Origin of the sequence: Acinetobacter sp. WCHA29, from assembly GCF_002165335.1 — a bacterium.
Taxonomy (GTDB): Bacteria; Pseudomonadota; Gammaproteobacteria; order Pseudomonadales; family Moraxellaceae; genus Acinetobacter.
In genome coordinates this window covers 37,071-55,306 of record NZ_NHRQ01000014.1, presented here as the reverse complement: position 1 = coordinate 55,306, position 18,236 = coordinate 37,071, and the positions used below count along the sequence as shown (strand labels likewise).

Genomic DNA, 18,236 nt, shown 5'->3' with positions numbered 1-18,236 from the left:
ATAAAATCGCAATGTCATTGGTAATATTCCTTAAGAAATCAGATAAATTGCACTGATATAAAAAAAGATGGTGATTTTCATCACCATCTTTTTAGCCAATCATTCAAATTAGATTTAGCTAAGTTTCATTTTATCAAACACAAGCTGCCCACTATCGCCTTTAATCAGAATATTATCTCCGGGCTGGAATTCACCAGATAAAATTTTCTGAGCCAAGTTATTTTCAACTTGTTGCTGTATTGCACGTTTTAGTGGTCGTGCACCATAGATTGGATCAAAACCAGCATCAATCAATAGATCAAATGCACTATCATCGACAGTTAAAGCCATATCTCGTTCGCTCAGACGTGAACGTAAACGATCCAATTGAATATCCGCGATACCACGAATTTGAGCTTTTTTCAACGAATGGAAAATGACTAATTCATCAATACGGTTAATGAACTCTGGACGGAAATGCTGAGTTACAGCGCTCATGACCACTGTTCGAACTTCCTCATCAGTTGCACCTTCACCTAATTCACGTACATCTTGTGAGCCTAAATTAGATGTCATCACAATGACCGTATTTTTAAAATCGATAACACGACCTTGAGAGTCAGTTAAGCGACCATCATCCAATACCTGTAACAGGATATTGAATACATCTGGATGCGCTTTTTCCACTTCGTCAAATAACACCACACTATATGGCTTACGACGAACAGCTTCTGTTAAAACCCCGCCTTCTTCATAACCCACATATCCCGGAGGAGCACCCACTAAACGGCTGACAGAATGCTTTTCCATAAATTCAGACATGTCGATACGAATCATTGCATCATCACTATCAAACAAGAAATTTGCTAATGCTTTAGTTAACTCAGTTTTACCCACACCTGTCGGTCCAAGGAATAAGAATGATCCACTCGGACGATTCGGATCAGATAAACCTGCACGTGAACGGCGGACTGCATTGGAAACTGCAACCACAGCTTCATGTTGCCCGACTACACGATTATGTAAAAAGTCTTCCATATTCAGTAGTTTTTCACGTTCACCTTGTAGCATTTTCGCCACAGGAATGCCTGTTGCCGCACTCACTACTTCAGCAATTTCATTTTCAGTCACTTTGGTACGAATTAGCTTCGGTTCTTCATTTTCCTCTGCGACTTCCGCTTGTTCCAAGCGTTTTTGCAACTCAGGAATCACGCCATATTGTAAGCGTGCTGCTTCAGCCAAATCACCTTCACGTTTTGCTTTTTCTAAAGCAACACGTGCTTGATCCAATTCAACCTGAGCTTTCTTATCACCTTCAACGAGTGTCTTCTCGGCTTTCCAAATTTCCTCTAGATCATTATATTCTTTTTGCTTTTCAGCAATTTGCTGTTCAAGATGATTCACTTCAGCTTTACTGCCAGCATCTGCATCTTTCTTCACTGCTTCTAATTGCATTTTCAATTGGATTAAACGGCGATCAAGTTTATCTAAAGCTTCGGGTTTAGAATCGATCTCCATTTTGATACGTGAAGCAGCTTCATCAATTAAATCAATGGCTTTATCAGGCAATTGACGATCCGTGATATAACGATGCGACATTTTTGCAGCTGCAATAATTGCTGAGTCTAAAATTTGTACGCCATGATGCGTTGCATATTTTTCTTTTAGACCACGTAAAATCGCAATGGTATCTTCCACACTTGGTTCATCAACGAGTACTTTTTGGAAACGACGCTCTAGGGCAGCATCTTTCTCAATATATTGACGATATTCATCTAAAGTTGTTGCTCCAACACAACGCAACTCACCACGTGCTAAAGCAGGTTTAAGCATATTACCTGCATCCATTGCACCATCGCCTTTTCCTGCACCTACAAGCGTGTGTAATTCATCAATAAATAGAATGACTTCACCTTCTTGATTTGCAAGATCATTCAGAACGGCTTTCAAACGTTCCTCGAACTCACCGCGATATTTAGCACCTGCAAGCAACGAACCTAGATCCAAAGACAATACCCGTTTACTTTTTAGACTTTCAGGAACTTCTCCATTAATAATTCGTTGCGCTAGACCTTCAACAATCGCAGTTTTACCCACGCCAGGTTCACCAATCAAGACTGGGTTATTTTTAGTTCGGCGTGATAAAACCTGTATCGTGCGACGTATTTCATCATCACGACCAATAACTGGATCAAGCTTACCAGCCAAAGCACGTTCTGTTAAATCAATGGTATATTTATTCAATGAATCGCGTTGATCTTCATGATTATTGCTCATGACTTTGTCATTTCCTCGAATATTTTCAATTACTTTGCGTAAACTATCTGGTGTTACCCCAACGCTGTTTAATATCGTTTTGGTTTCACCCGTTTCCGCTAAACTTAATAACACCCAATCTGTTGATAAGAATTCATCACCTGCTTTTTGCGCATAACGATCAGCTAAATTTAAGATCTTTACCGCTTCAGGATTAAGATTAATATCTCCAGTTGGATTTGATAAAGTCGGTGCATTTCTTATTGCTTGTTCTAACTTTTGTTTTAACTCTGGCAAGCGTGCACCTGATTGCTGCAACAAACTTAAATTGGCAGGCTCTTCTAGTAAAGTCGATAAAATATGAATACCCGCAATAGAAGTATGATCTTTACCCATTGCCAATGATTGTGCATCTGAAAGAGCTTGCTGTAGACGGTTCGTAAATTTTTCAAAGCGCATTCTTGTTATTCCTCACAACAAATTTTTAACTTATCACTAAGATGGGAACACTTTTTAAAATTTCAAATAAAATTTATATATTTTTCAATATTTTGTTTAAATTAAACTTTATAAAACTCAGCAATAATATGGGTATATAAACAATCTATTTCAAGTATATTTTGTATAATTTTCTATCTATTCTGATTTAAACAATATCCATATTGTTATTTTAGGGTGAAACTTTTACCTTAAGTCTTTACTTCATTTAAAAATGATCGTTATGCATTTAAGAAGAATTGTAATAGCTAGTATTTGCCTTTTCCTTATTCAGATGGCTATCGCTCAATTACCACAGAATTCACGACATGCAGGGGACTAAATTTCCAAGTTTTATTCCAACAACAGCAGGCAAATTTAGTAACTCATTTGGACGCAAACGTTTCTTTAATAATGAAGAACGCGCCCCACATTCAGGTCTAGACATTCCAGCACCAATTCGCCAAAAAGTTGTAGCGCCAGCAGATGGCATTATCGTTCAAACTGGTGATTATTTTTTCAATGCTAAGACTGTTTTGATTGATCACGTTCAAGGTTTAATCAGTATGTTCTGCTATCTCAGTAAAATTGATGTTTCAAAGGGACAACATATTACTCAAGGTGAACTTTTAGGTTTAGTGGGAAATACAGGTCGAGTCACTGGTCCACACCTGCACTGGGGAATGAGTTTAAATGATGCACGGATAGACCCACAATTATTACTAAAATAAAAACTATGTCGATAAAAAAGTGATCTAAACAAATAGATCACTTTTTAGTTAAACTTAATAATTAAGTCTTAATCAGCTTCTACAATTTCAAAGTCATGTGTGATTTCTACACCACCATCAGACAACATTTTGCTCGCAGAACAATATTTTTCTGCTGAAAGTTCAACTGCTTTTTCAACTTGCTTTGCTTTAACCGCTTTACCTGTTACTACGAAATGTAAGTGAATTTTTGTAAACACCGCAGGAATAGAATCAGCTCTCTCCGCTTTTAACTGGCATACAACATCGGTCACATCTTGGCGTGATTTCTTTAAAATAGTCACAATATCAAACGAAGCACACCCACCAAGTCCCATTAAAATCAACTCCATAGGACGTGGCCCACGGTTTTCACCACCATACTCAGCAGAACCATCCATCACTACACTGTGACAACTTTCTGATTTCGCTTCAAAAGCAACATTCTCTAACCAATGTACACTTGTTTGCATTGCAACTACCCGAAAAACGTTATAAATTTACTTCAGTTCTTGTACACTAACATAAAATGAGTTGATAAGGAATTTCATCTCTTCTGTGTAGAAAAGGCTCCATGGGGCCTGTGCGATCGGTTTTATCCAAATTCGGAAATTTTAAGCATGACTTCAAATTTTTCACATCTTAGCACTGATGCGTTGTCTCCAGGTCAATTACCTGAGTCAGTTAAAGCATTGCTAAAACGTGCTCATATTAATAGATACCCTAAACGCACCACGATTGTTGACGCTGGAACGGAATCAAAATCACTGTATTTAATATTAAAAGGTTCAGTGTCAATCATATTACGTGAAGATGATGAGCGTGAGATTGTTGTTGCATATCTCAATCCAGGTGATTTCTTTGGTGAAATGGGGCTGTTTGAAAATAACCCTCAACGTACCGCAGAAGTACGTACTCGAGATGTTTGCGAAATTGCAGAAATCTCATATGAAAATTTCCACGAACTCAGCAAACAATACCCTGACCTGAGCTATGCTGTATTTGCTCAGCTTGTTCGCCGTCTGAAGAATACAACGCGTAAAGTCACTGACTTAGCATTTATCGATGTATCTGGTCGTATTGCTCGTTGTTTAATTGACTTATCTGCGCAGCCTGAGGCAATGATTCTACCGAATGGTCGTCAGATTCGTATTACACGTCAAGAAATTGGTCGTATTGTGGGGTGTTCACGTGAAATGGTTGGTCGTGTTTTAAAAACACTTGAAGATCAAGGCATGATTCAAACTGATGGTAAAGCAATTTTAATTTTTGATACTTCTTTAGATGATAACGCATTTTCTGAAGATGAATTTGATGATGAGGATTAATCCCCTCTAGCTTTAAGCTAATTTCAAAGCCAGTGCAAACCACTGGCTTTAATTTTATCCAGATGAAGCTAAGCTATTTAGCTTTTCATCAATTCTGCTTACATAATTACTATGATTATAGAGATAATCAGAATATAAAGCCTTGCAAACTTTTTTTATAATTCTTGTTAATCATGGGTATATTTATAAGATACTGATTTGGAGCAAATAAGTATGAAAAAATTGGCTTTAAGCCTTTGTGCAATGACTGTAATAACGATTTCAGGTTGTGCATCATTTGCAGATATGGCAGGTGCTGACAGTGCCACATTAAATGCTCAGTCCGCTCAAAGCTTTGCAAAGATGACACAGGAAGCTCGTGCCAAGAATCAATTGGATATGAGCTCAAATACTTATCAACGTATTAATTCAGTATTTTTGCGCTTAAAACCGTATGCTGACCAAATGAACCAAACCGGTCAGCGTTTTGATTGGCAGTTAGCAGTACTAAAATCAGATACTGTAAATGCCTATGTTGCGCCAGGTGGGAAGGTCGTTTTCTATACGGGTATTGTGAACAAGCTGAATTTGACCAATGATGAAATCGCAGCAATTATGGGACACGAAATGACCCATGCCTTAGAAGAACATGCCAAAAGTAAAATTGGTGCACAAGCACTTACAAACTTAGCGATTGGGATTGGTACGACTTATGCGGGTGCGAATATTGGTGAAGCAGGTAATGCGGCAATTGCTTTAGGTAGTCAAATTGGTATTGGTTTACCCTATTCTCGTAGTTTAGAAAGTCGCGCTGATTTTGGTGGGTTAATGCTGATGGCTAAAGCGGGATATAATCCAAATGCAGCAATTAGTCTTTGGGAAAAAATGGATCGTCTAGATGGTGCTGGTGGTGCATCATTCTTATCAACTCACCCATCAAATAGTCAACGTATTGGTGATATGCGTAAAAATTTACCTGCTGCTCTGGCAGTTTATAATAAACGTCGTTAATTTAGCCAAAGCCATTAGATCTCATTTTAGAGGTTTAATGGCATATCCTTTAGCTGTCTTATATACACAAACTCTAATTTATCTCAGCAATTTTTGAATCCGTTTCAACAGTCTGATTAATCTCTATCAGCTTTTGAATTTTCCCCGTTTGTGGAGCAATCACAGGGACCTCCATTTTCATTGCTTCCATAATTGCAATTGTCTCACCTTGGTTTACATGATCATTTTCTTGAACTTTCCACACGGTGATTACACCACTCATCGGTGCTAAGACACTATTACTACTTTGGTTCTGATCAGAAACATTTGGTTTCTGATTTGGTGGTTGTGTCCCAACTAAACTAAAAAATCCATTTGGTAAGCCAATCTGATGCAACTTTCCATCTATTTCAATTGGATAACGTTGTAATTCAACTTGATTGCTCAGTTTACTACGTGAATAGTGAGGATAATCATGGCGACTATCTTGTTCAATCCAACGTGTATGTACTTTAAATTCATCAATAAAGTCAGCATCTGACAGGATTGCACGATGGAATGGCAATACTGAAGCAATGCCCTCTATTTCAAAATGGGCAAGCGCTCTTTTAGCCCGTTGAATTGCAATCTCGCGAGTTGCACCAGTCACAATTAATTTCGCAATTAAAGAATCAAAATGACTTGAAACAACACTTCCAGTCATCACCCCCGTATCAAGACGAATACCAATTCCTGATGGTGGGTGAAAACGAGTAAGCTGTCCAAATGCTGGGATAAAACCACGTGCTGGATCTTCCGCATTAATTCGGAATTCAATTGCATGTCCTATTGGTTTTGGCATTTCTTGAATCGAAAGTGGTTGACCTAAAGCAATTCGAATTTGTTCTACAACTAAGTCTAAGCCCGTAGTTTGCTCAGTAACTGTGTGCTCAACTTGTAGGCGTGTATTAACCTCTAAGAACGAAAGTTGACCATTTTGACTAAGTAAATACTCGACGGTACCTGCCCCGACGTAATCTGCAGCGCGGCAAATTGCAATAGCAGATTGCACTAACTGAGCTTCAATATGCTCATTAATAAATGGTGCAGGTGCTTCCTCGACTAGCTTTTGATTACGGCGTTGTAAAGAACAATCTCTCGTTCCTACAACGACAATATGTCCCTGTTGATCAGCAATAATTTGTGCTTCCAAATGCCGAGGCTTATTTAAATATTGTTCAACAAAACATTCTCCTCGACCAAAAGCAGCGAATGCTTCTCGCACAGCCGATTCATATAAATCGGCAACTTCATTCAATTGCCAAGCAACTTTTAAACCACGTCCACCACCACCATACGCAGCTTTTATCGCAATCGGCAGACCATACTGTTTCGCAAAATATACGGCTTCTTGAGCTGATTGAAGTGGTTGTTCAGTACCATGAACCAAAGGTGCATTTACCGACTGTGCAATTTTACGCGCTTGTATTTTGTCACCAAGTTTATGGATAGTTTCAGGAGATGGTCCAATCCAAATCAGCCCCGCATCCATCACAGCTTGGGCAAATTCGGCACGTTCTGATAAAAAACCATAACCAGGATGAATCATGGTCACTTGGGCTTTATACGCAATATCAATAATTTTATTGATATCTAAGTAAGTGTGCTGTGCTGTTTGTCCTGATAATGCCCAAGCTTCATCTGCAAGTTGAACATGCAAACTGGCAATATCATCATCTGCATAAATCGCCACTGATGTAATATCCATATCTTTACATGCGTGAATAATGCGTACAGCAATTTCTCCGCGATTCGCAATCAGCAGCTTATGTTTTTTATGCATCTTTTTTGACATCCATGAAATCATAAATTTTACGAAATTGAATATGGCAACCAGCTGGAATCTGTGCAATTAAGTCCAAATGATAGGATGCGACCGCCGCAATCACAGGATAACCCCCTGTAATAGGATGATCATTCATAAATAATACAGGCTGACCATTTGGAGGAATTTGCAAAGCACCTGTACAACAACCTTCGCTCGGTAATTCTTGCTCGAATTGTCGCGTTAAAGGCTGATCACCCACTAATCTCAATCCAATTCGATTACTCTCTGTGCTCACTAACCAAGTTTGTTTAAACAATAAATCAAGGCTTTCTTCGGCAAACCAATCTGTACGCGGCCCTAACACGAGATCTATTTCAATAATCTCATCTCGTTTAGGTAATTTAATCGGTATTAGATTTAAGCTGACAGGCTGCGTTTTTAATTGGGCAAAATGAATCTCATCACCCACTTGAATTGGTTTTGTACCCAATTCAGCCAAAGAATCATAACTAGCACTTTCTAGTACTTGCTCAACAGCGATACCGCCTCGTAGCGCAATATAATTACGAATCCCTGCACTCGGTGCTGAAATATAAATTTCATCACCATAATCTAAAGCAATCGGCTGATACAAAGCCACTTTAACTTTATCCGCGCCAATATAAGTAATCCATACTTCCGTTTCCGCACCTGTCACAGCAATAACTGTTGCTTCTAAAACCTGTAATCGCAATCCACCATTTAAAACTTCCATGACGGCTGCATTCTGTGGATTGCCAACAATTAAGTTTGCCTGACGAAATGCCTTTTGATCCATAGCACCTGCCCGCCCCACGCCTAGCTCAGCTAAATTTTTACGTCCTTCATCTTGGATCAATACTTGTAAGCCAACATTTTTAACGCTTAACACAGCAGGTTTTTTAATCGATTTTCTTTGAGAAAATCTCTGAGCAGGCACACAAATTTGGGTTGGATTATGACTATCATCCTTAAAGATGACATGATCACTCGGCAGTAATAAAGCAGGCTGTTGTCGATGAATATCCCACAATATCTCATCAGTCTGTCCAATCAACTGCCATCCTCCCGGACTATCTTGAGGATAAATACCGCTATATTCGCCTGCTAAACCTACTGCCCCTGCACTAACTTTTTTACGTGGTGATGCTAAGCGTGGAATACTCCTAAATACTTGCTCAGGATTGGTTAGATAAGCAAAGCCGGGAGCAAAGCCAATAAATGCAACTTGCCAATAAGAGTTGGTATGTTTCTGAATGACTTGTTCAGTACTTATTCCTAAATATTCAGCAACATTATTTAAATCAATACCGTTATAGCGCACACCGATAACGATTTCCTTCCCTTGACGCAAAGTATCCTGACTGATTCTTTGGCTTGAAATCCATCGAATGAGTGTATGCATCTCGACCAATAACGAATCAAAATAAATCAGTATGCTACGTGCCGCAGGAATAAGTTCTTTTATATGAGGATGCTGTGCTTGTTTTAAGCAGTAATGAACCGCCATTGTTTCTTCTAAACTTTCAAGCTCAATCAAAAAACAATCTAAATTAACGGATAGAAATCGCATAAAACAGCTCTTTTAAAATGTTTAAAACTCATTCAAAGACTAAAAGCACGAACTTCAATTTGATTTTCTAACAATACTTGGCGAATCGTTTCTGCCATTTGTACCGCCCCAAAGGTATCACCATGCAAACAAATGGTATCTGCCTGAATTGTAGTGAAATCCCCTTCAATCGATTCAATACCTCCGTTCTGAATCATGCTCAGTACACGTTGAGCTACGACTTCTGCATCATGTAAAACAGCACCTTCTAAACGGCGTGAAACTAGTTCACCATTACGATGATAAGCACGATCAGCAAACGCTTCAGAAATAACGCCAACTCCCTGCTTACGAGCAAAATTAATTAAAGGCGAACCCGCCAATGCAACTAACACTAATTTTTTATCTGAATGCTGTATTGCATCAATCACTGCTTGAGCTTGAGTTAAATTGGTGGCAATAGTGTTATATAAAGCACCATGTGGTTTGACGTAAGTCACTTTTGTTCCAGCGACTTGAGCCAACCCTTGCAGCGCTGAGATTTGATAAAGCACGTCTGCGTATAATTCATCATAAGATACATCCATATTACGGCGACCAAAACCAACCCGATCTGGATACGAAACATGCGCTCCCACACTAACATTTTGAGCAGCCGCTTGTTTTAAGGTATTTAACATATTGACAGGATCGCCTGCATGAAAACCGCATGCAATATTGGCACTACTCACAATCGCAAGAATCTGCTCATCATTTCCCATTTTCCAAGCACCATAGCTTTCGCCTAAGTCGCTGTTTAAATCAATATGCATATATAAACCTAATGCTGATTTTATGATCCGATAATTAAGTAATATATTCGAAGTGATTACAAAATCACATATTTTATCGACTTTAACAGCTTATAGCTGTGACTAAGGTTACGGTTTCTTGTGCCTGTAAATGTCTAAGTGTTAGCACTTCGGGATACTATGCTTGGCGAAAGCGACAGATGTATGTCCATCAGAAATATACTGATTTAAAAGCTATTTATTGGCAGCACCATGCTCGCTTAGGGGCACCTTCATTGACGCATGACATGCATGATTTAAGTTACTGCATAAGTGAACGTACAGTTGGAAGAATGAGGATTTGAGTTGCCGCCTGTTGGATTCATATTTCCAACACAACCATTTAAAAACAAGCTAGATACAGAACAGATCAAAATTGGATATTTCATCTATACACCCCTTATTGAGTGAATGAATGATTTGCAAAATTGTACAAAAACCAGCAGAAATGACTAAAACTCAAAGCTAGTTTATGAATAAACCATATCAAAACAAAAACAGTTGTAAATTTTCATTCACAACTGTTTTATAAATAAATCTATAAATGATTTAAATAAATTTATTTCGCAGCCATACGAATACCGCCATCTAAGCGGATCACTTCACCATTTAAATATGAATTTTCAGCAATATGTGCAACCAAACGACCAAATTCTTCAGGACGTCCCAAACGTGATGGATAAGGCACCATTTGCCCTAAGGCATCTTGTACATTTTGAGGTAAGCCTTTCAGCATTGGAGTTTCCATAATCCCTGGTGCAATGGTTAAAACACGAATTTGATGACGTGCTAACTCGCGCGCAATCGGAAGCGTCATCGCAACTACAGCACCTTTTGATGCAGAATAAGCCGCTTGTCCAATTTGCCCATCAAAAGCAGCAACTGAAGCTGTATTTACAATCACCCCACGATCTTCATCGCCTTCAGCAACAATATTTTTACTCATTGCATCTGCTGCGAAACGCAACATGTTAAATGTACCCGTTACGTTGATATGTAAGGTTTTTGAAAACATAGCTAAATCATGTACAGATTCTTTGCCCACAACTTTTGCTGAGGGTCCAATCCCTGCACAGTTGACTAGTCCATATACCGCGCCATATTTTGCAACAACATCTTTAAAGAGTTGCTCTGCAGCTTGTTCATCAGTTACATCTAATTTTACAAATTCAGCTTGTGCACCTAATGCTTGTGCCTGTTGTTCACCCGCTTCAGTGTTCATATCGACTAAGGTAACCGTCGCACCTTGCTTAACGAGAACCTCTGCTGTTGCAGCACCTAAACCAGAGCCACCACCAGTAATAACAAAATGTTTTCCTTGAATTTTCATCTAAATTTCCTCGTAAATTAAAGATATAAATTTTTATAAGCGAGAGTAAAGCCAAGTTTTTTCCGATACAATTCCTAAAAGTAGCAAAAGTGATGCGACTTTTGAGCATTCAACCTATTTACTCTCCTATATTTTATTTCTATATGAGCAAAAGCACCGATCTCGATCTTAATTCTGCTAAGGATACAATTTCAATTGCTTTAATTCGTGAAGCATTGAGTGTTGCCGCAAGTCGAGGTTTAGATATTCTTCATATCGCTAATCAAGCAGGCGTTTCAGTCGAACTGCTCAGTTCAACCAAAGCCCGTGTTCAAGTGATGCAATGTGCACGATTGTGGATTGAGCTAGCAGAGCATATGAATGATGAGTTTCTAGGGATGGATTGCCACCCTATGCGCAGAGGGAGCTATAGCTTATTAGCAAAATTAGCATTCAGTGCAGAAACATTAGAACAAGCTATTCAAGAAATCTTAAAGTTTCTGAGTTTAGTGTTGGATGACATTCACGGTGAATTGATTCAACAAGGTGCAAAAGCATACTTAATTTTGCATGACCGTGAACATCCTAAACGCATGTTTACTTATTCGACCTATTTGATGTTAGTCCATAGTTTAATGTGTTGGCTAAGTGACCAGCGCATCCCTTTTCAGAAAATGACCTTTAAATGTCATCAACCTGTCGAAATACAGGATTATCGTGTTCGTTTTTGCGAAGATATTCAATTTAATGCTGATCAAAATCTCATTGAATTTGATGCAAACTACCTCAAACACAAAATCAAAAAAGACAAACAGGCTTTAAATGACTTTCTCAGACAAACGCCTTACAACCTAATTGTTCGCTTTAAAAATGAAAATTCTTTAAGCTTGCAAATCCGTCGTCAACTGCTTTTACAACCACCCTCAGAGTGGGATGAACTCAAAGAAATTGCCCAACAACTAAATATGTCAACGGCAACCATTCAACGCCGTTTAAAACAAGAAGGTGTGAGTTATCAGCAGCTTAAAAATGATATTCGCTGTGATATTGCAATTGAACGACTCAGCAAAACTAATGACTCTATCCAAAGTATTAGTGATGATCTAAGTTTTCATGATCCAAGTGCATTTCATCGCGCTTTTAAAAAATGGACAGGCGTTAGTCCCGGTGCGTATCGTGCGAAAACACTATTTAGTAAAATAGAAGCTTAAATAGTTTTTTGTCCTAGACTGATACGGTCATTGCCACCATAATCCTTGATAGTCTGAATCTGCTTAAAACCTTGTTGTTCAAAAATATCTCGTACCGCTTGGCCTTGATCATAGCCATGCTCAAGCACAATCCAACCATTGGGTTTAAGCCAATCTTTGCCTTGGGTAATAATGGTTTCAATATCCGCCATACCCTTCTTATCAGCAATCAAAGCACGCTCAGGTTCAGACTTGAGCTTTTGCATATGTACATCTTCAGGATCAATATACGGCGGATTGGAGACAATCAAATCAAACTGTTGCTGCTCTAAAGCCTCGAACCAAGCCCCACAAGCGAACTTCACTTGCATCAGCCCGTGTCGAACTGCATTGTCCTGCGCCACATCTAAAGTTGGTGCGTATATATCAGTTGCAGTGACTTGCCATTGCGGACGCTCACTTGCGAGCGCCAAAGCAATTGCGCCTGTTCCTGTGCCTAGGTCAACAATATTCGCATGTTGATCGAGTGGCAGTTTGAGCACCGTTTCAACCAAAATTTCGGTATCTGGGCGTGGCACTAGAGTGTCATGGGTGACTTTTAAATCCAACGTCCAAAAAGGTTGTGAACCTGTGACATAAGCCAAAGGCTCACCCTGTTCGATACGTGCAAGCCCATCTAAAAAAGCCTGTTCCTGTATTTCAGTCAACTCTTGCTCAAGTCTTAATTTGAGTTCTAAAGCATTGATACCTAGTAGGTGTTCAAGTAGCCATGCCGCCTCTTGACGTTCATAGCTATCAATTTCACCTTTGATTTCTAAGGCTTGAGCAATATTCATTAGCCGCCATTTTCCTGTGCAAGCATCGCCAACTGATCCGCCTGATATTCACGATGTAAGCTATCCAGCAATTCCGTTAAATCACCTTCCATAATTGCATCTAACTTATATAAAGTCAGGTTAATACGGTGATCAGTCATACGACCTTGAGGGTAGTTATAGGTACGAATACGTTCAGAACGATCACCTGAACCGACGAGGTCACGGCGCATTTCTGAAGTTGCTGCATCAGCGGCTGCACGTTTAGCATTTTCTAAACGTGAGACTAACAATGCCATCGCTTTGGCTTTATTCTTATGTTGCGAACGCTCTTCCTGACATTCCACTACCACACCCGATGGAATATGGGTAATACGCACCGCAGAATCGGTTTTGTTAATATGCTGACCACCTGCACCTGATGCACGATAGGTATCAATGCGCAGATCGGCGGGATTGATTTCAACTGTGGTATCCACATCCACTTCCGGCAGAATCGCAACAGTACACGCAGAAGTGTGTACACGACCTTGAGATTCAGTCGCAGGTACACGTTGAACACGGTGTGCACCACTCTCAAATTTCAAACGACCATAGACGCCTTCGCCGTCAATACGGCAAATGATTTCTTTATAACCGCCATGCTCACCTTCATTTTCAGAAAGTACTTCAATACGCCAACTTTGTGTTTCAGCGTATTTGCTATACATACGGAATAAATCACCCGAGAAGATCGCAGCTTCATCACCACCTGTACCCGCACGCACCTCAAGATAGGCTGCATTGGCATCATTTGGATCTTTCGGAATCATTAGAACATTTAATTGTTCTTCGAGATTAACGAGAAGCGCTTTATTTTCTTTAATTTCTTCTTCAGCCATATCTTTGAAATCGGGATCTGATTTCATTATTTCAGCCGTTTCAATATCTTCTTCAGCTTGACGATATTTGCTCCAAACCTCAGTGATTTCTGTTAAATCATTATGTTCGCGAGACAATTTACGAAAACGTTTATTGTCCGAAATTACTTCTACATCAGCGAGCAATGCAGTCAGCTCTTCGTGACGATCACAAAGCTGATCCAGTCTTAAACGGAGTGATGCTTTCATGGGCGGAATATCTCAAAACTAAAGACTCAGTGCCGATCAAAATAATGAAGCACGAGCAAAATCAAAAAATTGCGCATAGTTTACAGATTCTAAGGCTTAAAAGACATAGAGAAACTAGGTAACTTACCAATCCCCTATTATTTCATCACAAATTCTGCGTTTTTTAGTATGTATAGGTTGTTCTCTTCCCTGAGCTTCGATATAAATAATCAAAGATAAATTAGAATAATAAAACAATAGGATAAACGATGAGTAATTTAATAAACCGCCCTACACTCGCCTTCACAGCCGCAAGCTGGCTTGCGGTTCTTATTGGTGTTGTTGGTTTTATGATTGGATTGTGGAATGCAGAAATGCCTCTGCATGAAAAAGGCTATTATTTGATCATTCTATTATATGGACTGTTCTCCACGATCTCACTACAAAAAACATTACGGGATCAATTAGAAGAAATACCTGTAACTATGATTTATGTTGCGCTTTGTTGGGCATCAGTTGGTATTTGCATTGGATTATTACTATTTAGTTTAACTAACGCTACGCTCACTTTAAGTGAAAAAGGGTACTACATTATGTCTTTCTTACTCAGTTTGTTTGGCGTCACAGCGACCCAAAAGAACATTCGTGATCTCGATCATTTACGTCATCAACAAGAAATAAATTCTCATCAACACAAATTAGAAGAAGAGTCGAGTAAGAAAGTTCCATTAGATTAATTACAAGCCATTAAAGAGTGCTTGTCGTTTAAGCCTCTTTTTGTGAATTAAATCAGTATTTGATTGATTACAAATATTTATTTCACCTTATTCAGGATTGTTATTAACAAAATACTACATTCTCCTTACTAAGTAGTAATAATTTCTGTCGGCATCTCCATATTTTCTTTCTCAAACTTTGTTACATTTGCAGTCATTAAAAAGATGTCCCATTACTGGGAACATGGAGTCAAAATGAAAGCGAATATTTTGTTATTGAGCGCAATTTTAGCAAGCTCAACTCTAGCAACCAGCGTGTATGCTGATAATGCCACACGTGTTGCAGCAACTTCTGCTTTAGGTAGTGTTGTTGGTACAGCAATTGGTAAAGAAATTGGTGGTAATAATGGTGCGATGATTGGCTCTGCTGTCGGTGGTGCTGGCGGTGCGGCGGCTGCAAGTAGCAAACGTACTCGTACTGAAGCTGCGATTGGCGGTGGTCTAGGTGGTGTTGGTGGCTACACTGTAGGTAAAAATGTAGGTGGAACCACAGGTGGATATATCGGAGCGGCAGCTGGTGCAGCGGGCGGTGCAGCATTAGGTCGTCAAGTTGGTCAAGATCGTGATTATGACAATCGCCAAGATAACAAACGTCATTGGAAAAAGAAAAAACATCGTCATCATTAATCATTCTAAAAAGCACCTTAGGTACTGCTATCCCATAGTTAGACTTAAATAAAAAAACCTGAGTCCAAAGTAGTTAAAATATAAGTGCGAACAAACACTTCAACTACAAGGATTCAGGTTTTTTCACATCAGAATACGGTATGTCATCAATTACTCAAGCCCATTTTGAGACAAGATTTTGAACGTCTTGCAAAACAATACCATCAAGGACAAAAATTAAGATCAGCAACACGATGGGATCAATTTATTGCAATATTAATGTCCCAACCATCATGCCGTCAAAGCTTGAGGGATATTGAATCTAATATTGAATCTAATCTCGAATCACAACAGGAAAAGCTTTATCACCTTGGTACCCAAAGAATTGCACGAAGTACGTTAGCAAGAATCAATCAAGAACAACCCGCTCGCTTGTATCAACAATTGTTTATCCAACTACTTCAACATCGTGAAAATTCCAAGATTGCTCATAAATTTCGATTTAAAAATCAACTCTATTCAATTGATGCGAGTCATATTGATCTTTCACTGTCATTGTGTGAATGGGCAAAAGTACATGAGTCCAAAGCAAGCATAAAACTTACAGTTGGATTAAATCATAGCAACACTATTCCTGAGTTTGTTGCGCTTGGTGATGGTATTGAAAATGACATGGTTCAAGGCAGAACACTTAAATTCCCGCCTGGAAGTATCGTTGTATTTGATAAAGGGTATGTTGATTATCAATGGTTTGCAGAAATGACCAACCAAAATTTCAGCTTTGTTACTCGGTTGAGATCAAAGACAGTTTATGAGGTGAAATCAAAACAAGATGTGTTCGCTAGTAAGGGGATTCTTGCGGATGAATATATTGAGTTGAGTAGTGATCATGCTAAAAAGCGTGGTGCACCTAAGCGATTAAGACGTTTAAAGTTTTATGATGAAAAAAAGAAAAGAACGTTTAAGTTTTTAAGTAATAACTTTCATTTAGCTACATCTACCATTGCTGCAATTTATAAAGATCTGTGGAAAGTAGAACTATTTTTTAAAGCGATCAAGCAAAACCTAAAATTGAAATCGTTTCCAGGCCGTAGCCGCAATGCGATACAAACACAAATATGGATTGCACTAATCGCGTATTTACTGGTGAGTTTTGCGAAACATATGGCACAAGAAGGATGGAGTGTTCAAAGATTATTAAGAATTATTCAGGTGAATTTATTTGAAAGGAAACCATTGAAGGCTTTGTTTTTACCTGACAAAAAGTGTAATAAACAAGAAGAACCTCAGTTGAGGTTCTTTTTGTTATATTTGTGAGACAGCAGTCCCCTAAGGTGCTTTTTTCACTAGAAGCTCGTTGCGATCAAAACTAGGAAACTAAACAACAACGTACCTATAGATCGTTTACAATGTACATGAACTTCTTGCTCAAGCCCTTGAGTCAATTGCTCTAAGTTTTCCATAACTTTGCGCTCATTTAATGTACGGCAATTGTTAATTTGCCTAAATAATCCACCAGTTAAAATTAGCAAAAAGTCTAATAATATGCTAGAGCAATTTTTTAACCAATAGGTTAAATTGTGACAAAAATAAGTACATTACAAGAAATAATGATGATTAAAATTTATAGATACTATCCGAAAATTAAAAAAGCTCACTATTGTGAGCTTTTTTAATTCAGATGTTTAATTTTGAGCAATTACTGTAATACCAGTTGCTTGAGGTCCTTTTTTACCATCAGCAATAGTGAATGAAACACGTTGTCCTTCATGTAAAACCTTAAAACCGTTACTTTGGATTTCACTAAAATGAGCAAATACATCTTGCCCAGAATCCGCATGAATAAAGCCAAAACCTTTAGTTTCATTGAACCATTTAACTGTACCAGTCACAGTGTTAGACATATATTTAACCTATTAGAAATATTTGGAATGCTTAGCAGCAAGTAACTTGGAATCATAAACTCTGAGATTAAATCTGATAACACGAAAGGTTTATCTAAACTACGAGATGAAAGATTTTCTGAATCAACAGTGTTATTCTTCTAGTTATTATTTAATATACACCACTTTACTTTTTCGGCACAAACATTATCTAACTGTAGATGAAAAATTGGGGGCGAATAGTTGTATTACTAAAAAATCCTATTAAAAAACAATCGCTTTTAACATTTCAAAAATTGTAAAATTTCATTTATCTCAATCAAATAATTATATTTAAAAATTATTTTGATGCTTTTCTCGCACATAAAAAACATCAAAAAAGCCCACATATGTGGGCTTTTTTTACTGGTCTAAAAATTAGATAACAGTGATGAGCGTTGCTTGTGGTCCTTTCTTACCTTGACCAAGTACGAAAGAAACGCGTTGGCCTTCTTGTAATACTTTAAAACCTTTGCTTTGGATTTCGCTGAAGTGAGCAAAAACATCTTGACCAGAATCAGCTTGAATGAAACCAAAACCTTTAGTTTCGTTAAACCACTTAACA

General features: G+C 38.4%; 17 protein-coding genes and 2 pseudogenes. 8 read left to right on the top strand and 11 right to left on the bottom strand.

What is annotated here, in order from left to right; all coding sequences use genetic code 11:
• Positions 1-114 precede the first annotated feature (114 nt).
• Positions 115-2,694, bottom strand: coding sequence for an ATP-dependent chaperone ClpB (gene clpB / locus CDG59_RS10380; RefSeq protein WP_087545223.1), 2,580 nt, complete (start codon positions 2,692-2,694; stop codon positions 115-117).
• Between the two features lie 365 nt (positions 2,695-3,059).
• On the opposite strand from clpB, the pseudogene CDG59_RS10375 reads away from it, so the two are divergent.
• Positions 3,060-3,443 (top strand): annotated as a pseudogene (locus CDG59_RS10375) (M23 family metallopeptidase); the annotation flags it as partial.
• A 68-nt stretch (positions 3,444-3,511) separates the two neighbouring features.
• On the opposite strand, the gene CDG59_RS10370 reads toward CDG59_RS10375, so the two are convergent.
• The gene (locus CDG59_RS10370) at positions 3,512-3,934 is read right to left on the bottom strand and encodes an OsmC family protein (RefSeq protein WP_087545222.1); all 423 of its coding nucleotides are present in this window, start codon (positions 3,932-3,934) and stop codon (positions 3,512-3,514) included.
• A gap of 147 nt (positions 3,935-4,081) precedes the next feature.
• Here CDG59_RS10370 and crp point away from each other — a divergent pair, with 147 nt between their 5' ends.
• Positions 4,082-4,789, top strand: a complete 708-nt coding sequence (gene crp / locus CDG59_RS10365) for a cAMP-activated global transcriptional regulator CRP (protein WP_004662603.1) — start codon at positions 4,082-4,084, stop codon at positions 4,787-4,789.
• A gap of 213 nt (positions 4,790-5,002) precedes the next feature.
• Positions 5,003-5,779, top strand: a complete 777-nt coding sequence (locus CDG59_RS10360) for a M48 family metallopeptidase (RefSeq protein WP_087545220.1) — start codon at positions 5,003-5,005, stop codon at positions 5,777-5,779.
• Between the two features lie 73 nt (positions 5,780-5,852).
• Here CDG59_RS10360 and CDG59_RS10355 read toward each other — a convergent pair whose 3' ends face one another.
• The 3 genes from CDG59_RS10355 to CDG59_RS10345 are packed head-to-tail and all read right to left on the bottom strand — an operon-like array spanning position 5,853 to position 9,947.
• Positions 5,853-7,580 (bottom strand): acetyl/propionyl/methylcrotonyl-CoA carboxylase subunit alpha, encoded by a 1,728-nt coding sequence (locus tag CDG59_RS10355; protein WP_087545238.1) that lies wholly within the window; start codon positions 7,578-7,580, stop codon positions 5,853-5,855.
• A complete protein-coding gene (locus CDG59_RS10350) occupies positions 7,573-9,156 on the bottom strand; it encodes an urea amidolyase family protein (protein WP_087545219.1) in 1,584 nt (527 codons plus the stop codon). The genes CDG59_RS10355 and CDG59_RS10350 overlap by 8 nt, the downstream gene beginning before the upstream one ends.
• A 32-nt stretch (positions 9,157-9,188) precedes the next feature.
• Complete coding sequence (locus tag CDG59_RS10345; protein WP_087545217.1) at positions 9,189-9,947, bottom strand: LamB/YcsF family protein; 759 nt, start codon at positions 9,945-9,947, stop codon at positions 9,189-9,191.
• A gap of 107 nt (positions 9,948-10,054) precedes the next feature.
• Here CDG59_RS10345 and CDG59_RS10340 point away from each other — a divergent pair.
• Positions 10,055-10,261 (top strand): annotated as a pseudogene (locus CDG59_RS10340) (IS3 family transposase); the annotation flags it as partial.
• On the opposite strand, the gene CDG59_RS15660 reads toward CDG59_RS10340, so the two are convergent.
• Both CDG59_RS15660 and CDG59_RS10335 read right to left on the bottom strand, forming a co-directional pair.
• Entirely contained in the window at positions 10,223-10,354 is a 132-nt protein-coding gene (locus tag CDG59_RS15660) for a hypothetical protein (protein ID WP_264754468.1), read from the bottom strand. The pseudogene CDG59_RS10340 and the gene CDG59_RS15660 sit on opposite strands and share 39 nt — an antisense overlap.
• A gap of 170 nt (positions 10,355-10,524) precedes the next feature.
• The gene (locus CDG59_RS10335) at positions 10,525-11,295 is read right to left on the bottom strand and encodes an SDR family NAD(P)-dependent oxidoreductase (protein WP_087545215.1); all 771 of its coding nucleotides are present in this window, start codon (positions 11,293-11,295) and stop codon (positions 10,525-10,527) included.
• A 92-nt stretch (positions 11,296-11,387) separates the two neighbouring features.
• Between CDG59_RS10335 and CDG59_RS10330 the strand changes: the two genes are divergently transcribed.
• Positions 11,388-12,485 carry an AraC family transcriptional regulator gene (locus tag CDG59_RS10330; protein ID WP_087545214.1) on the top strand — a complete coding sequence of 366 codons (1,098 nt, stop codon included), beginning with the start codon at positions 11,388-11,390 and terminating at the stop codon, positions 12,483-12,485.
• Here CDG59_RS10330 and prmC read toward each other — a convergent pair.
• Positions 12,482-13,300, bottom strand: coding sequence for a peptide chain release factor N(5)-glutamine methyltransferase (gene prmC, locus CDG59_RS10325; protein WP_087545213.1), 819 nt, complete (start codon positions 13,298-13,300; stop codon positions 12,482-12,484). The two genes, CDG59_RS10330 and prmC, sit on opposite strands and share 4 nt — an antisense overlap.
• Positions 13,300-14,388: a peptide chain release factor 1 gene (prfA, locus tag CDG59_RS10320; RefSeq protein WP_005159595.1), complete on the bottom strand. Its 1,089-nt coding sequence runs from the start codon at positions 14,386-14,388 to the stop codon at positions 13,300-13,302. The genes prmC and prfA overlap by 1 nt, the downstream gene beginning before the upstream one ends.
• 248 nt (positions 14,389-14,636) lie before the next feature.
• Between prfA and yiaA the strand changes: the two genes are divergently transcribed.
• The 3 genes from yiaA to CDG59_RS10305 all read left to right on the top strand — a co-directional run bounded on the left by yiaA (position 14,637) and on the right by CDG59_RS10305 (position 17,066).
• Positions 14,637-15,104, top strand: coding sequence for an inner membrane protein YiaA (yiaA, locus tag CDG59_RS10315; protein WP_005159592.1), 468 nt, complete (start codon positions 14,637-14,639; stop codon positions 15,102-15,104).
• Positions 15,105-15,338: 234 nt separating this feature from the next.
• Positions 15,339-15,770, top strand: a complete 432-nt coding sequence (locus CDG59_RS10310; protein WP_005159589.1) for a hypothetical protein — start codon at positions 15,339-15,341, stop codon at positions 15,768-15,770.
• 111 nt (positions 15,771-15,881) lie between these two features.
• The gene (locus CDG59_RS10305) at positions 15,882-17,066 is read left to right on the top strand and encodes an IS4 family transposase (protein ID WP_087545236.1); all 1,185 of its coding nucleotides are present in this window, start codon (positions 15,882-15,884) and stop codon (positions 17,064-17,066) included.
• A 368-nt stretch (positions 17,067-17,434) separates the two neighbouring features.
• Here the strand turns inward: CDG59_RS10305 and CDG59_RS10300 are convergent, their stop codons facing one another.
• Both CDG59_RS10300 and CDG59_RS10295 read right to left on the bottom strand, forming a co-directional pair.
• Positions 17,435-17,653, bottom strand: a complete 219-nt coding sequence (locus CDG59_RS10300) for a cold-shock protein (RefSeq protein WP_004661818.1) — start codon at positions 17,651-17,653, stop codon at positions 17,435-17,437.
• Between the two features lie 396 nt (positions 17,654-18,049).
• Positions 18,050-18,236, bottom strand: a 187-nt coding sequence (locus CDG59_RS10295; protein ID WP_087545211.1) for a cold-shock protein, incomplete at its 5' end; no start/stop codon positions are given.

Coding starts and splice junctions, on each gene's coding strand:
- crp (WP_004662603.1), top strand. CDS start 4,082: ATGACTTCAAATTTTTCACATCTTAGCACTGATGCGTTGTCTCCAGGT.
- CDG59_RS10370 (WP_087545222.1), bottom strand. CDS start 3,934: ATGCAAACAAGTGTACATTGGTTAGAGAATGTTGCTTTTGAAGCGAAA.
- clpB (WP_087545223.1), bottom strand. CDS start 2,694: ATGCGCTTTGAAAAATTTACGAACCGTCTACAGCAAGCTCTTTCAGAT.
- CDG59_RS10355 (WP_087545238.1), bottom strand. CDS start 7,580: ATGCATAAAAAACATAAGCTGCTGATTGCGAATCGCGGAGAAATTGCT.
- yiaA (WP_005159592.1), top strand. CDS start 14,637: ATGAGTAATTTAATAAACCGCCCTACACTCGCCTTCACAGCCGCAAGC.
- prmC (WP_087545213.1), bottom strand. CDS start 13,300: ATGAATATTGCTCAAGCCTTAGAAATCAAAGGTGAAATTGATAGCTAT.
- CDG59_RS10345 (WP_087545217.1), bottom strand. CDS start 9,947: ATGCATATTGATTTAAACAGCGACTTAGGCGAAAGCTATGGTGCTTGG.
- CDG59_RS10360 (WP_087545220.1), top strand. CDS start 5,003: ATGAAAAAATTGGCTTTAAGCCTTTGTGCAATGACTGTAATAACGATT.
- prfA (WP_005159595.1), bottom strand. CDS start 14,388: ATGAAAGCATCACTCCGTTTAAGACTGGATCAGCTTTGTGATCGTCAC.
- CDG59_RS15660 (WP_264754468.1), bottom strand. CDS start 10,354: ATGAAATATCCAATTTTGATCTGTTCTGTATCTAGCTTGTTTTTAAAT.
- CDG59_RS10335 (WP_087545215.1), bottom strand. CDS start 11,295: ATGAAAATTCAAGGAAAACATTTTGTTATTACTGGTGGTGGCTCTGGT.
- CDG59_RS10310 (WP_005159589.1), top strand. CDS start 15,339: ATGAAAGCGAATATTTTGTTATTGAGCGCAATTTTAGCAAGCTCAACT.
- CDG59_RS10300 (WP_004661818.1), bottom strand. CDS start 17,653: ATGTCTAACACTGTGACTGGTACAGTTAAATGGTTCAATGAAACTAAA.
- CDG59_RS10330 (WP_087545214.1), top strand. CDS start 11,388: ATGCGACTTTTGAGCATTCAACCTATTTACTCTCCTATATTTTATTTC.
- CDG59_RS10350 (WP_087545219.1), bottom strand. CDS start 9,156: ATGCGATTTCTATCCGTTAATTTAGATTGTTTTTTGATTGAGCTTGAA.